The organism is Prescottella soli (assembly GCF_040024445.1).
Lineage (GTDB): Bacteria > Actinomycetota > Actinomycetes > Mycobacteriales > Mycobacteriaceae > Prescottella > Prescottella soli.
In genome coordinates, this window is sequence record NZ_CP157276.1 from 3999894 (window position 1) to 4014006 (window position 14113).

The 14113-nt window shown below is 69.5% G+C and carries 18 protein-coding genes; 14 read left to right on the top strand and 4 right to left on the bottom strand.

Annotated elements, in window-relative coordinates; all coding sequences use genetic code 11:
• Positions 1-76 precede the first annotated feature (76 nt).
• The 6 genes from ABI214_RS18520 to ABI214_RS18545 all read left to right on the top strand — a co-directional run bounded on the left by ABI214_RS18520 (position 77) and on the right by ABI214_RS18545 (position 5167).
• Entirely contained in the window at positions 77-610 is a 534-nt protein-coding gene (locus ABI214_RS18520; RefSeq protein WP_348611754.1) for a pentapeptide repeat-containing protein, read from the top strand.
• Positions 611-720: 110 nt separating this feature from the next.
• Positions 721-1677, top strand: a complete 957-nt coding sequence (locus ABI214_RS18525) for an ABC transporter ATP-binding protein (protein WP_348603977.1) — start codon at positions 721-723, stop codon at positions 1675-1677.
• On the top strand, positions 1674-2426 hold the full coding sequence (locus ABI214_RS18530) for an ABC transporter permease (RefSeq protein ID WP_348603978.1): 753 nt from the start codon (positions 1674-1676) through the stop codon (positions 2424-2426). The genes ABI214_RS18525 and ABI214_RS18530 overlap by 4 nt, the downstream gene beginning before the upstream one ends.
• A gap of 104 nt (positions 2427-2530) precedes the next feature.
• Positions 2531-3988: a M20/M25/M40 family metallo-hydrolase gene (locus tag ABI214_RS18535; protein ID WP_348603979.1), complete on the top strand. Its 1458-nt coding sequence runs from the start codon at positions 2531-2533 to the stop codon at positions 3986-3988.
• Positions 3989-4040: 52 nt separating this feature from the next.
• Positions 4041-4910, top strand: a complete 870-nt coding sequence (locus tag ABI214_RS18540; RefSeq protein WP_348603980.1) for an adenylate/guanylate cyclase domain-containing protein — start codon at positions 4041-4043, stop codon at positions 4908-4910.
• A gap of 71 nt (positions 4911-4981) precedes the next feature.
• Positions 4982-5167: a hypothetical protein gene (locus ABI214_RS18545; RefSeq protein WP_348603981.1), complete on the top strand. Its 186-nt coding sequence runs from the start codon at positions 4982-4984 to the stop codon at positions 5165-5167.
• Between the two features lie 9 nt (positions 5168-5176).
• Here the strand turns inward: ABI214_RS18545 and thiD are convergent, their stop codons facing one another.
• Positions 5177-6037, bottom strand: a complete 861-nt coding sequence (gene thiD, locus ABI214_RS18550) for a bifunctional hydroxymethylpyrimidine kinase/phosphomethylpyrimidine kinase (protein ID WP_348603982.1) — start codon at positions 6035-6037, stop codon at positions 5177-5179.
• A 67-nt stretch (positions 6038-6104) separates the two neighbouring features.
• Between thiD and ABI214_RS18555 the strand changes: the two genes are divergently transcribed.
• The 3 genes from ABI214_RS18555 to ABI214_RS18565 all read left to right on the top strand — a co-directional run bounded on the left by ABI214_RS18555 (position 6105) and on the right by ABI214_RS18565 (position 7856).
• Positions 6105-6623 carry a GNAT family N-acetyltransferase gene (locus ABI214_RS18555; protein WP_348603983.1) on the top strand — a complete coding sequence of 173 codons (519 nt, stop codon included), beginning with the start codon at positions 6105-6107 and terminating at the stop codon, positions 6621-6623.
• Positions 6624-7061: 438 nt separating this feature from the next.
• A complete protein-coding gene (locus tag ABI214_RS18560; RefSeq protein WP_348603984.1) occupies positions 7062-7421 on the top strand; it encodes a GNAT family N-acetyltransferase in 360 nt (119 codons plus the stop codon).
• Between the two features lie 90 nt (positions 7422-7511).
• A complete protein-coding gene (locus tag ABI214_RS18565; protein ID WP_348603985.1) occupies positions 7512-7856 on the top strand; it encodes a GNAT family N-acetyltransferase in 345 nt (114 codons plus the stop codon).
• Between the two features lie 12 nt (positions 7857-7868).
• Here the strand turns inward: ABI214_RS18565 and ABI214_RS18570 are convergent, their stop codons facing one another.
• From ABI214_RS18570 to ABI214_RS18580, 3 genes are read right to left on the bottom strand one after another with little or no spacing between them, the layout of a single operon-like run.
• The gene (locus ABI214_RS18570) at positions 7869-8669 is read right to left on the bottom strand and encodes an exodeoxyribonuclease III (RefSeq protein ID WP_348603986.1); all 801 of its coding nucleotides are present in this window, start codon (positions 8667-8669) and stop codon (positions 7869-7871) included.
• A gap of 14 nt (positions 8670-8683) precedes the next feature.
• Positions 8684-8929, bottom strand: a complete 246-nt coding sequence (locus tag ABI214_RS18575) for a GNAT family acetyltransferase (RefSeq protein WP_408587168.1) — start codon at positions 8927-8929, stop codon at positions 8684-8686.
• The gene (locus tag ABI214_RS18580) at positions 8916-9521 is read right to left on the bottom strand and encodes a peptide deformylase (protein WP_348603987.1); all 606 of its coding nucleotides are present in this window, start codon (positions 9519-9521) and stop codon (positions 8916-8918) included. Before ABI214_RS18580 ends, ABI214_RS18575 begins: the two co-directional genes overlap by 14 nt.
• Before the next feature lie 236 nt (positions 9522-9757).
• Here ABI214_RS18580 and ABI214_RS18585 point away from each other — a divergent pair, with 236 nt between their 5' ends.
• From ABI214_RS18585 to ABI214_RS18605, 5 genes are all read left to right on the top strand, one after another.
• Positions 9758-10084 carry a DUF3263 domain-containing protein gene (locus tag ABI214_RS18585; protein WP_348603988.1) on the top strand — a complete coding sequence of 109 codons (327 nt, stop codon included), beginning with the start codon at positions 9758-9760 and terminating at the stop codon, positions 10082-10084.
• An 84-nt stretch (positions 10085-10168) separates the two neighbouring features.
• Positions 10169-10741 carry a LytR C-terminal domain-containing protein gene (locus ABI214_RS18590; RefSeq protein ID WP_348603989.1) on the top strand — a complete coding sequence of 191 codons (573 nt, stop codon included), beginning with the start codon at positions 10169-10171 and terminating at the stop codon, positions 10739-10741.
• Positions 10742-10803: 62 nt separating this feature from the next.
• The gene (sodC, locus tag ABI214_RS18595; RefSeq protein ID WP_348603990.1) at positions 10804-11514 is read left to right on the top strand and encodes a superoxide dismutase[Cu-Zn]; all 711 of its coding nucleotides are present in this window, start codon (positions 10804-10806) and stop codon (positions 11512-11514) included.
• A 127-nt stretch (positions 11515-11641) separates the two neighbouring features.
• Positions 11642-12760 carry a glutamate--cysteine ligase gene (locus ABI214_RS18600; RefSeq protein WP_348603991.1) on the top strand — a complete coding sequence of 373 codons (1119 nt, stop codon included), beginning with the start codon at positions 11642-11644 and terminating at the stop codon, positions 12758-12760.
• 24 nt (positions 12761-12784) lie between these two features.
• Positions 12785-14113 (top strand): phosphatase PAP2 family protein, encoded by a 1329-nt coding sequence (locus ABI214_RS18605; protein ID WP_348603992.1) that lies wholly within the window; start codon positions 12785-12787, stop codon positions 14111-14113.

Consider the following 14113-nt stretch of genomic DNA (forward strand, 5'->3'; position numbering starts at 1 on the left):
TGGTCCGGGCGCTGCGCCCTAGGCTGGGTGAGGCCAGGTCGGTTTCGCTGCTGCGATAGGACGTGCCATGTCGACGATGCTGAATGCAGATCTCCTCCGACTCCTTCGCTCCGATGTCGTGGCGTGGAACGCCCGACGAGACGAATTGCCCGATGCACCAGACCTTCACGGTCTGGACTTGTCGGGTGCGGACCTCGCCGGAGCCAATCTCACCGGAGCCAATCTCGTCGGTACCGACCTCTCCGGTGCGGATCTGACGGCTGCCGAGTTCGGCGGGGCCGACATGACCGGAGCCAACCTTTCCGGGGCGGTCGCCGCGGACGCCGACTTCAGCAAGGCTTATCTGACGAACGCGAAGCTGACCGGTGCGGTGCTCACGTTGTCGTTCCTGACGTCGACGTACCTGGCCCGCGCGAACCTGGCCGGGGCGGACCTCTCGGGGGCGTACATGACGGGTGCACACCTCGAGGACGCCGACCTGACCGGGGCCCGGTTGGCGGGCGCGTACCTCGCGCATGCGGATCTGACGGGCGCAGTGCTCGCCACGACCGACGTGAGCGGCGCGGACATGACCGACGTCACGATGCCGGACGGGGCCGTCCGGGCCTGACCGGGGTGATCCCCGACACGGTCTCGGGGTGGACGTCATCCCTGGGTATGACTCGGGTGTAGACCCGAGACCGATGCGCAGGTAGGGGCGTTTCGGGCAGAGTGGTCCTCATGATTGAAGTGAGGGGACTGACGAAGACCTACGGGTCGACGAGAGCGGTGGACGATCTCACGTTCTCCGTGAAGCCCGGAATCGTCACCGGCTTCCTCGGCCCGAACGGTGCCGGCAAGTCGACGACCATGCGGATGATCCTCGGCCTCGACAGGCCGACGTCGGGCACCGCACTGGTCGACGGCGTGCCGTTCCACCAGCTGAAGCAGCCGCTGCGCACGGTCGGCGCACTGCTCGACGCCAAGTGGGTGCACCCCAACCGCTCGGCCAAGGCGCACCTGCAGTGGATGGCGGCGGCGAACTCGCTGCCGATGTCCCGTGTCGACGAGGTGCTGCGCCTCGTCGGCCTGACGGAGGTCGCGGGGAAGAAGGCCGGCGGCTTCTCGCTGGGCATGTCGCAGCGGCTGGGTCTGGCCGGGGCGCTGCTGGGCGATCCCAAGGTGCTGCTCTTCGACGAGCCGGTCAACGGTCTCGACCCCGAGGGCATCGTGTGGATCCGCAAGTTCATGCAGTCCCTGGCGGCGGAGGGCCGCACGGTCCTGGTCTCGAGCCACCTGCTGTCGGAGATGTCGCTGACCGCAGAGCATCTCATCGTGATCGGCCGGGGCCGGTTGATCGCCGACACGAGCGTCAAGGACTTCGTCGACCGCTCGTCGGAGTCGTCGGTGCGGGTGCGCAGCCCGCAGCTCGACGCGCTGCGCAGCGTGCTCACCGCGCAGGGCTTCGCGGTCCGTGACGACGCGGGTGTCGATCACCAGTCGGCGCTGGTCGTGTCCGGCGTGAAGACCGACGACATCGGTGCGCTGGCCGGGGCCAACGGAATCGTGTTGCACGAGTTGTCCTCTCAGCGAGGCTCGCTCGAGGAAGCGTTCATGAAGCTCACCGGTGACGACGTGCAGTACCACGCTCAGATCGCCGGGGCAGCCGGGCAGAACATGGGAGGTGCGCTCCGATGAGCGTGTTGAATGCAGAGCGCATCAAGCTGACGTCCACCAAGTCGCCGATGTGGTGCAGTCTGATCGCGGTCGGAGCCAGTGTCGGGCTCGCGGCTGTGATGGGTCTGTCCTACAAGTCCATGGTGTCGTCCGGCGACAACGCGATGGGCGAGTTCACGGCGGCGTACACCCAGCTCGGGGCCGTCCAGTTCGGGTCGATGCTCGTGATGATCATGTCGGCACTCGCCGTGACCACCGAGTACCGGTTCGGCGTCATCCGCACGACGTTCCAGGCGATCCCGAACCGTACCCAGGTGATCGCGGGCAAGGCCGTGCTCCTGGCGGTCGTCGCCGGTGTCCTCGGGCTGGTCATCGCGTTGGCGTCGTACTTCGTGGCGCAGGCGACGGCCGGGGTGACGTTGGACCTCGGCGCGGACAGCAACGCTCGTGAACTGTTCGGCATCCCGATCTACTTCGCGCTCCTGGCGGTCCTCGCGGTCGGCGTCGGCACGCTGATCCGTCAGTCGGCGGGTGCGATCTCGCTGCTGCTGATGTGGCCGCTCGTGATCGAGGGGTTTGCGACGATGATCCCGAAGGTGGGCAAGTACATCGGCGAGTTCGGCCCCTTCAACAACGTGTCGCACTTCCTCGGGTCGGGGGCGAGCTTCGACTTCCACTGGGGCCCCTGGGGTTCCCTGCTGTACTTCGCGGCGTTCGTCGCGATCGTGTTCGGAGCCGCGCTCTTCGCGGTGAACAAGCGCGACGCCTGAGCGCCGACGACGGCACACGAAACGCCCGGCCGGGACTTCCGGCCGGGCGTTTCGGCTGTGTTCGGTCCGCGGCCGCGGGCGTCGGCATCGGTTACGCTCGCCGCATGCGCATGACGGTGGGGTTCGTCGCCGCGTTGACCGGAGCGCTGGTGCTGTCGGGGTGCAGTGATCCCGACGACGTCGGCCCGCCGGTGGACGGCCCGAGCCTGGCCGCCGCGATCGACACCGACGCGGTGATCGGCGACCTCGCCCAGCTCCAACGCATCGCGGACGACAACGGCGGCAATCGCGCGGCCGGCACTCCCGGCTACGACGCGAGCGTCGACTACGTCGTCGACCAACTCGAGCAGTCCGGATTCGACGTCGACACACCCGAATTCGCCGTCGATCTGTTCCACGCGACAACGCAGACGCTGCAGGTGTCGGGGCGTCAGGTGCCGGTGAAGGCGCTGACGTACTCGCCGCCCACCCCGGCGGGCGGGCTGACCGCGCGGCTCGTGCCGGTGCCGTCGGACGACACCCCGGGCTGCGAGGACACCGACTACGGCGGCCTGGACGTGGCGGGCGCGGTGGTGCTGGTCGATCGCGGCGCCTGCCCGTTCGCGCAGAAGCAGCGGGTGGCGGCCGAGCGTGGCGCCGCGGCGATCCTCGTCGCCGACAACGTGGACGGGGACCTGACCGGTGGCACGTTGGGTAGCAAGGACGACGCCAGGATCCCCACCGGTGCCGTCGGCAAGGCGGACGGAGCGACGCTGCGGCAGGGTGGTGACGCGACACTCACGCTCGACACGACCGTCGAATCGGTCAAGTCCCGCAACGTGATTGCGCAGACGCGGACCGGCGCGTCGGACAACGTCGTCATGGTCGGCGCGCATCTGGACTCGGTGCCCGAGGGTCCGGGTGTCAACGACGACGGCTCGGGGGTGGCGACGCTGCTCGAGGCGGCCCGGCAACTCGGTGCGACACCGAACGTCACCAACGCGGTGCGGTTCGCGTTCTGGGGCGCTGAGGAGGTGGGGCTGGACGGTTCGACGGCATACGTGGACGGCCTCGACGACGCGGCCCGCGCCGACATCGCGATGTATCTGAACTTCGACATGGTCGGCTCGCACAACGCCGGCTACTTCGTGTACGACGGGGACGATTCGGACCGGGTGGGGGAGGGTCCGGGCCCCGAGGGCTCGGCGGGCATCGAGCGCACGTTCGACGCGATCCTGCTGCAGTTGGGCGTCTCGCCGGACGGCACCGACTTCGACGGGCGCTCGGACTACGGGCCGTTCATCGCGGCGGGCATTCCGGCGGGTGGACTGTTCACCGGCGCCGAGGAGGTCAAAACCCCAGTTCAGGCCGGCAAGTGGGGTGGGGAAGCGGGCGCCGGGTTCGATCCGAACTACCACAGCGCGCAGGACACGCTGGCGAACGTGGACCGCACCGCACTGGGCGTGAACGCCGAGGCCGTGGGGTATGGAATCGGGCATTACGCGCAGTCGATCGACGGTCCCAACGGGGTGCCGGCGGCGGGTGACGCGCGCTCCGGGGCCCGCGCCGGAACCGGGAAGTAGGCGGTACCCGGCACTTCTGCGAGATGCCGCACCCGCGATTACTCTTGCCGGGGTGAGTGACGACCCGCAGGGCGACGGCGCCACCCCGGAACTGCCTCAGGCGGATTCCGGCGCCGAGAGTGCGCCTGCCAAGGTCACCGGATCGGTCGCCAAGTGGATGCGTGACGCGGACCGCCAGCCACAGCTCGTCGACGCCGTCCGGCGCATCCGACGGGCGTTGCCGGGGGATCCCGCCTTCGGTGATCCGCTGTCGACGACCGGCCCGGGCGGGGCGCGCGCGGCCGCGCGGATGATCGATACCGGGTCGGGCGCTTCCCGTGAAGTGAGCATGGCGGCGCTGCAGGTGCTGCAGGCGGTGCTCGAGAAGACGTGGGGGAGCCCCGCGAACGGCGAGGTCACGATCGTGTTCACCGATCTGGTGGGCTTCTCGAGCTGGTCGCTGCAGGTGGGCGACGGCCCGACCCTGGGGCTGCTTCGGGAGGTCGCCGCGACCATCGAGCCGCCGATGATCGAGCGCGGCGGCCACGTGGTCAAGCGACTCGGCGACGGGCTGATGGTGGTGTTCGACCACCCGGACAAGGCGGTGGAGGCGGTGTTCGCGGCCCGAGCGGCGCTGGCGACCGTCGACCACGACGGCTACCGTCCGCGCATGCGCGTCGGCCTGCACACCGGGGCGCCGCAACCCATCGGCGCGGACTGGTTCGGGGTGGACGTCAACGTCGCCGCCCGCATGATGGAGCTCGGCGGCAACGGTCACGTCGTGATGTCCGGCAACACGCACGACGCGATCGGCGAGGAGCGGCTCGCGGAGCTGGGTCTGGTGGCGAAACGATACCGGCGGGGGCTGCTGGCGGCGCCGCAGCGCGGGGTGCCGGAGAACCTGCGGATCTACCTGCTGCGGCCGGCGCCCGCCCCGGGGTGACGTCCTGGCGGACAATCGGACCACTTCGGGAACGGTTGCCGGGGCAGACGCGCGGCGCGCACACTGAGGACGTGGCCGAGTCCGAGCATCCACAACGAACACCCTTCTACGGGGTGTTGATGATCATCGCGGCGCTGGCGGCGGCGATCGCGGTGACTTACTACGGGCCCACGTGGTTTCGCGTCGCCGTCTACATCGTCGCGGTCCCGGTGGTGGCCGTCGGCTTCGTCATGACGCTGCGCGACTACTCGCGCTGACCCCGTCGATCAGGCGTTCTGTGACCGCTCGGGATCCAGCCGCCACAGCGGCGACACCGGGCCGTGTCCGGCACCGAGGTCGTACGACGCCGCGAGGCACCGGGTGACCCATTCCTTGCCGAACGCGACCGCGTCGGGCATCGCGTAGCCGTTGGCGAGCGCGCACGCGACCGCCGCGGCCAGCGTGTCGCCGCCGCCGTGGTCGTTGCCGGTGTCGATGCGCGGGCTCGTGAACTCGTGGAAGGTGTCGCCGTCGAACAGCAGGTCGGTGCTGGACGTGGACGACCGCAGGTGCCCGCCCTTGACGAGCGACCACTGCGCGCCCAGCGCGTGCAGGGCCTCGGCGGCGCGGCGGGCGCTGGCGTCGTCGACCACCTCGATGCCGGTGATGAGCCGCACCTCGTCGAGGTTCGGGGTCACCAGCGACGCGATGGGGATGAGTGTGTTGCGGACGGCGTCGAGCGCCTCGGCGTGCAGCAGCGGATCGCCGTGCATCGACGCGCACACCGGATCCACCACCAGCGGCACCGCCTGGTCGCGGCCGATCCCGACCTCGGTGCACACCTGCGCGACGGCCTCGATGATCGCGGTCGACGCCAGCATGCCGGTCTTGGCGGCGGAGACGCCGATGTCCTCCACCACGCAGCGCACCTGCGCGGCCACCGTCTCCGGGGGGATCTCGTGGAATCCGCTGACGCCCACCGAGTTCTGCACCGTCACCGCGGCGACCGCGACACACGCGTGCACGCCGCACATGGCCATGGTGCGCGAATCGGCCTGGATGCCCGCGCCGCCGCCGGAATCGGTGCCGGCGATGGTGAGGGCGCGGATCGGGGTCTGGCCGGTCGGCGTCAGGGGCAGGTAGTCCACGGCCTCGAGCCTACCCAGCCGTGAAAACTCGATTGTCGCCACGCTCGGGTCGTGGTGTGCTCGCCGCATGAGCGACACCGCCGCACCCGAATACCTTCTGCGCCCGGAACGAACCGACGACACCGAGGCGGTGCGGTCCGTCGTGCTCGCGGCCTTCCCGGGACCGGACGAGGCGGACCTGGTGGACAACCTGCGGTCCGATCCGGCGTGGATCGACGGACTGTCGTGGGTGGCGGTCCTGAGCGACGGCACCGTGGCCGCGCACGCGTTGTGCACTCGCTGTCATGTCGACGGCGTCGCGTCCCTCGCCTTGGCGCCCGTGTCCGTGCTGCCCGAGTACCAGAACCGGGGACTGGGTGCGGCCGTGACGCGGGCGGTGCTGGATGCGGCCCGCGCGCAGGGGGAGCCGAGCGTGATCGTGCTCGGCCACCCGGACTACTACCCGCGGTTCGGCTTCACTCGCGCGTCCGATCACGGCATCCGGGTCTCGTTCGAGGTGCCCGACGACTCGCTGATGGTGACGGCCCTGGGCGACGCCGATCTGCCGACGGGCACGGTGCGGTACGCGGAGCCGTTCGGGGTCTGATCGCGATACGAGGTCAGCGGGTTGGAATCCACTCGGCCACAGCCGCATCGACGAGGTCGGATGACGGTTGGTCGGAACGGCGACCGGGCGGCCGATTCCCGGGAACTTCTCCTCGATCCGTGCCGGTACGAAAAGTGTTCTGCGGTAGGAGAAGTCGGGAAGTTGTGTCGAATTCATCTGTAGCAAGAAGAGTTTGGGGCAGGCGGGGGTGGTCTCGCGATGTCCCGGGGCCGTCGACGCCCGTGATTGCGGTCGTGTGCGGTTCGCCGCGTGGGGTGGCGGCGGCCGCGCCGTTGTGAACCGGTTGGTCGTCCCGTTTCGTCCGGCGGAAATCGAATGCAGAGCATTCGGTCAAATGCCTGACAGGTGACACTGGACGCCTGTACTAATAGTGGCGTGGATCACATCGATGTAATGACAGCGTCCCGAGGAGGTGTCGTGTTCGCCGATTCGCCCAGTGCCGACGTCACCGACAACACCGACCAGAACCGTTTCGAACTGCGGCTCAACGGGGACCTGGTGGGGATCGTCGGCTACTACGACACCTCGCCGGCCAGGAACCGTGGCGCGCGGAAGTTCACTCCGGTCGTCTCGTTCATGCACACCGTCGTCGTCGAAGACTTCGGGCATCGCGGTCTCGCCGCGGTGATGGTGCGTCGTGCGCTCGATCAGGCGCGCGAGTACGGCTGGAAGGTCCGTCCCGTGTGCACCTACGTCCAGCGGTTCGTCGAGGCACACCCGGAGTATCTCGACCTCATGGCGCCGATCGCGTCGACCGACGCGATGTCGCTCAACTGATCGACACGCGGCCACGTCGTGGTCAAGGATCGGCATCGAACCGCAGCACCGGCCACGAATCCGGCCCTGGCCGGCGCTTCGCCCTGTTTCATGGGAAACGTGAACTCCGTATCCCCGGGGACCACGGGCTCGGTCGACGCTCCGGTCCGCGTCGTCGACAGCCCGCCCCACGAGCGCTACGAGCTGTGGGTTCGCGGCGAGCTGGTCGGCATCCTCGGATATCGGCGAGACACCACCGGCGCGTCGGGCGACGTGCTGACGCTGCTGCACACCGTCGTCCGGGAAGACCGCGGCGGCCGTGGGTGGGCGGCCGTGCTGGTGCGCGAGGTCCTGGACCGCGCCCACCGCGAGGGCACCCGGATCCGCCCGGTGTGCACCTACGTGAAGCGCTACCTCGGCACCCACACCGAGTACCTGGACCTCCTCGACGACTAGCTCCGCGCGCGCTCAGTCCAGGTCGACGACCACCGGGGCGTGATCGCTCGCGCCCTTGCCCTTGCGCTCGTCCCGATCGATGTGCGCGCCGGAGACGCGCGCCGCGAACGCCGGCGAGCCCAGCACGTAGTCGATGCGCATGCCCTGCTTCTTGGGGAAGCGCAGCTGCGTGTAGTCCCAGTAGGTGTAGACGCCCGGGCCCGGCGCGTGCGGGCGCACCACGTCCGCGAACCCGGCCTCGGCGAACGCGTCGAACGCGTCCCGCTCCGGCTGCGACGTGTGCGTCTTGCCCTCGAAGAACGACGGGTCCCACACGTCCTCGTCGGTGGGCGCGACGTTCCAGTCGCCCACCAGCGCGATCTGCGCGTCCGGGTTCCCGGCCAGCCAGCCCTCCGCGTCCGCGCGCAGCTTCGCCAGCCACTCGAGCTTGTAGACGTAGTGCGGGTCCGTCAGCTCCCGGCCGTTAGGCACGTACAGGCTCCACACCCGCACTCCACCGACCGTCGCGCCGATCGCGCGGGCCTCCTGCGCGGCCTCGGCCTCGGGATCCTTGTTGAACCCCGGCTGGTCCGCGAACCCGACCTGGACGTCGTCGAGCCCGATGCGCGACGCGATCGCGACGCCGTTCCACTGGCTCAGGCCGACGTGCGCCACCTCGTAGCCGGCCTCGGTGAACCGCTCGTACGGGAACTGCTCGTCCTTGCACTTGGTTTCCTGCATCGCCAACACATCGGTGTCGGTGCGGGCCAGCCAGTCCAGGATCCGGTCGGTTCGGGCACGGACCGAGTTCACATTCCACGTCGCGAGTCGCACACCCGTGAGGGTAGTCAGCTGCTCGGACAGTCGTCGGACCCGGTCCCGCGCCGGCGCACCGGCTTGGGGCCGAGTGCCTTGAGCCGCACCACGTCGGCACGCTCCACCTCGACCACCCGGTCGTCGGCGGTGCGGACCACCACCGTCGGCTCGAGCTGCTCGAGCGTGCCGATCACGTCGGTGAGCGGGTGCGAGCTACCGGGTGGCAGGCGATACCGCACCACCACCCGGTCACCGAGCGAAGGCTCAGTCCTCGTCATCGTCCTCGTCGTGACCGAACGGGTCGTCGACCGTGCCCGGCGTCCAGCTCAGGCCCGGCACGCCCCAGCCCTCCCGCTTGATCGTCTTCTTCGCGGCGCGCGCATTGCGGCCGATCAGGACGTCCACGTAGAGGAAGCCGTCGAGGTGTCCGGTCTCGTGCTGCAGCATCCGGGCGAAGAAGCCGCGGCCCTCGATCTCGATCGGGTTGCCGTCCTCGTCGGTGCCGGTGACCTTCGCCCAGTCCGCGCGGCCGGTGGGGAACTGCTCGCCGGGGACCGACAGACAGCCCTCGACGTCGTCGTCCGGATCCGGCATGGTCTCCGGGATCTCCGACGTCTCGAGCACCGGGTTGATCACGCAGCCGCGGCGGCGGACCGACTTGCCCTTCTCGTCGACGTCGGGGCAGTCGTAGACGAACAGGCGCTTAGCGACACCCACCTGGTTCGCCGCCAGACCGACGCCGTTGGCGGCGTCCATCGTCTCGTACATGTCGCGGATCAGATCGGCGAGTTCGGCCGGTGACTCGGTCACCTGCTTGGTCGCCTCGTGCAGGACCGGGTCGCCGACGATCCGGATCGGAAGAATTGCCATGGTCACCAAGGATAATGGGCGTGGATTTCGCGGCGCGCCCCGCTGGAACCCGGTGCCGGACGCCCCGATCGTGATTCAATGACCAGGAAGAACATCGGTGTAATTCGTGCTCGGTCCCGAGCGATGTCTCAGTGTCCGAGCGCACTGCTCGGCCTGATCCTGTCGGGTCCACGGGGCGCGGAGGTTTCGCTGAGGTCGAGCGGGATCGAGAAATCATCGAGCAGTCGAGGAGTGAGATGGACGGCGCAGCAGCGCGGAACCAATCCGAACACAGCGACGGCACGTCGGCGCACGAGGTAGGCCAGGACGGACTCACCCGCCGCGAGCACGACATCCTCTCCTTCGAGCGGCAATGGTGGAAGTACGCCGGCGCCAAGGAGGAGGCCATCAAGGAACTCTTCGCGATGTCGGCCACCCGCTACTACCAGGTGCTGAACGCGCTCGTCGATCGCCCCGAGGCCCTGGCCGCCGACCCGATGCTGGTCAAGCGGCTGCGTCGCCTGCGGGCCAGCCGGCAGAAGGCCCGCGCCGCTCGCCGGCTCGGCTTCGACATCCCCACATAGTCCGCTTCCCCAGCAGTCATCAAACCCCCGGCCGTCGTCACCTCGTTACCGGAAGGGTCCGGCGCGCCGATTAAGGTCGGAACAGTGACCAACCCGAATCCCGAGTCGTCAGGCCCCCCGTTGCGCGCGATCGCGATGGTGCTGATCGCCCTCGCGATCCTCTTCGCCGGACTGGGCGCGGCCTCCCTGGGCGGCTCGGATTCGAGCGAATCGGCGCCCGTCGCGGAGACCAGCGCTGCACCGACGAGCACGGCCACCGCCACCACGACCGCCGCCGCGCAGGCCGCACGGACCACGACTGCCGCTCCCGCCGTCACGACCACCACCTCGGCGGTCGCGCCCACCACCACGGCCGCTGCCGCGGCATCCGGCCCGGTCGACAAGTCGGTGCCGGTGCGGGTGTTCAACAACAGCAGCGTGTCCGGTCTCGCCGCGCAGACCGCGAACGAGTTGACGTCCAGCGGCTGGAACGTCTCCGAGACGGGTAACTACAGCTACGGCCTGATCCAGACCACCACCGTCTACTACGGCAACACCGCCGCCGAGAAGCAGGCCGCGCAGGCCATCGCGGCGGAACTGGGCGTCTCGGCCGAGCCGCGCTTCACCGGCATCGCCAGCGCCTCGCCCGGAGTGATCGTGATCGTCACCTCCCAGTGAGTGGGCGGGCCCTGCTCGTTATGATCATCGGCAGATTTCAACCACCTCGAAGGAGCGGTTCGATGGCCTCGCAATCCACCCGTCGCAAGTCCTGGCGCGTCGTGACCCCGTTGGTCGCGATCGCCGCGCTGGGCCTCACCGCCTGCTCGAACAGCGAGGGGCCCAGCAACCAGCCCGGCACCACCCCGCCGGTGTGGACCGGATCCCCGGCTCCCGCGGGTGGGCACGGCGAGGCCGGCTCCGAGCACGTCACCACCTCGACCTCCGCCGACAACGTCTCGGTGCAGCTCAAGGATGCGAAGGGCACGCAGGTCGGTACCGCGACCCTCGCCGAGACCGGCGGCTACGTCCAGATCACCGTCGACGCCCAGGGCCTGAAGCCCGGCTTCCACGGCCTCCACATCCACTCGGTCGGCAAGTGCGAGCCCAACTCCGTCGCACCCACCGGCGGCGAGCCCGGCAACTTCCTCTCCGCCGGCGGTCACTACCAGGTCGCGGGCCACACCGGTCACCCGGCGAGCGGCGACCTCACCTCCCTCGAGGTGCGCGAGGACGGCAAGGCCTACCTCGTCACCACCACCAGCGCCTTCACCCTCGACGACCTGAAGAACGGCGGCAAGGGCACCGCGCTGATGATCCACGCGGACGCCGACAACTTCGCCAACATCCCCGGCCGCTACACGCTGCCCGACAACGCACCCGTGCCGGACCAGCAGACGCTGACCACCGGCGACGCCGGCGGCCGCGTCGCCTGCGGCGTCATCGGAGGCTGACGACCCGGCACAGCACCACCGCGACGGCGGGGCCATCAGGCCCCGCCGTTTCGCGTCCCGCGGGCCGTCGGACGCCGCGCCGTCGGGCATCCTGCGGGCTCTCGGACGCTGTGGTTGGATCGGAACCGTGGGAGTCCCGTTCGCCGGTTCGCCGCGTCCGACCCTCGGGGTGGAATGGGAGATCGCGCTGGTCGACAGGACCACCCGCGATCTCTCCAACACTGCCGCCGCCGTCTTCGACGCGGTCGGCGAGCTGGCCGACGAACCGCGGGTCACCAAGGAGTTGCTGCGCAACACCGTTGAGTTCGTCACCGGCATCTGCGACAACGTCGGCGAGGCCATCGACGACCTCTCCGAGACGATGTCGCTGGTGCGTCGGGCCGCCGATCCGCTCGGCGTCGACCTCATGTGCGCCGGCACCCACCCGTTCGCGCAGTGGTCCACCCAGTTGCTCACCCGGACCCCGCACTACGACGAGCTGATCGAGCGCACCCAGTGGTGGGGGCGGCAGATGCTCATCTGGGGCGTGCACGTGCACGTCGGGATCTCCGCGAAGGAGAAGGTGTTCCCGATCCTGAACTCGCTTCTGCTGAAATATCCGCATTTGCTTGCTCTTTCGGCTTCGTCCCCGATGTGGGCCGGCGTCGACACCGGCTACGCCAGCAACCGCGCGCTGATGTTCCAGCAGCTACCCACCGCGGGGCTGCCGTTCCAGTTCGAGGACTGGACCCAGTTCGAGGGCTACGTCCACGACCAGCTCACCACCGGTGTCATCGAGAATCTCGGTGGGCTGCACTGGGACATCCGCCCCGCGCCCCGCTGGGGCACCATCGAGGTCCGCGTCTGCGACGGCATCTCCACCCGCAGCGAACTCAGCGCCCTCGTCGCGCTCGTCCACTGCCTCGTCGTCGACCTCGACACCCGGCTCGAGGCGGGGGAGACGCTGCCGTCCATGCCGCCGTGGCACGTGCAGGAGAACAAGTGGCGCGCAGCCCGATACGGGCTCGACGCCGAAGTGATCCTGGGCGCCGACAACAGCGAACGTCTCGTCACCGACGACCTCGACGACCTGCTGGACAAGCTCGCCCCCACCGCCGCCCGGCTCGGGTGCGCCGACGAACTCGCCCGCGTCGCCGACATCCCGCGCCGCGGGGCGTCGTACCAACGCCAGCGCAAGGTCGCCGCGGCCACCGGCGGCGACGTGCGCGCCGTCGTCAGCTCGCTCGTCGACGAACTCGACACGTAAGGTCACATTCACTCGCCGTTTACTATGGACGGCGTGTTGGTGGACGGTGGCGCGCGTACGGAGCCAGTGCGGCTCACCGATCGAACCCGAAATGTCCTGGTAGGCGGTGGTGTCGCCGCCGTCGTCCTCGTCCTCACCGGGCTGCAGATCTTCGCCTCCTCGCGCGGCTTCCAGGGTCCGCTCGAGAGCCTGCTCCACGATTTCGTCGGCACCCCCAAGTCGGCGTCCGTGCCGTGGGCCGGGCTCGCCCTCGCGATGGTCGGGCTCACCAACCGGCAGCGGGTGATCGCGCTGTCGAGCGCGGCCGGGATCGACGTCGTCATCGCCGCGATCCGCTACCTCGCGGGCGGACCGCTGACCGTCGGCAACGGTGCTGTGATCGTGTTGACCTCGATCGGCGTGTACGCCGGCGCGAAATGGCAAGGCGAGCAGCGACGCAGTGCCCTCATGGGCGTCGGGCTCGGTGCCCTCCTGATCGTCGCCACCAAGTTCGGCGACGTGTGGCTGCAGATCACCGTCATCGCCCGCCCGATGGTCCTCGACCAGTACGTCCAGCTCGCCGACCACGCCCTCGGCAACCCGTCGTGGGTGATGGGGAACGTGGTCGACGCCCTCGGCTCGATCGGCTACGGCGTCCTGCACTGGGTGTACATCGAACTGCCGGTCGCCGCGATCGTCATCGCGCTCTACCAGCTGCGCAAGGGCTGGCCGTCGCACCACCTGGTGCGCACCTTCCTCCTCATCGGGCTGATCGGGCCGGTCTTCTACATCCTGTTCCCGGTGGTCGGGCCCATCTTCGCGTTCGGCGCCGACGGCAACGGCTTCCAGGTCGGCGACTTCTGGCCGAGCGTCGTGCCGTTCGACGTGACGCCGTCGTCCATGCCGTTCGACGACGCCACCCCCCGCAACTGCATGCCCAGCCTGCACACCGCGTGGTCGCTCGCGCTGTTCATCCACTCGCGGCAGGGACCGTGGTGGCTGCGCTGGGGCGGCGCGTTCTGGTTCGTGTGCACGCTGTCGGCGACCCTCGGCTTCGGCTACCACTACGGCGTCGATCTGGTCGCGGGCGTCGTGCTGACGCTGACACTCGAGTCGGCCCTGCGCGCCCCGGAGCGCGGGTGGGGCGGGTTCCGGATCCGGCTCGTCGCCGGCGGCGCCGTGCTGCTGGCGGCGCTGCTGCTGAGCTACCGGTACCTGGCCGTGGAGATCGCCGAGTACCCGATCGTGGCGACGCCGCTGCTGCTGGGCGTCCCGGCACTGTTCGCTTTCGCGTACTGGCGCACCTTCTACCGCCCGGTCTCCCCGCGTTTTGCGCACTTGTCGCTCCCGGAGGACGCCGCGTCGGCGCGATAA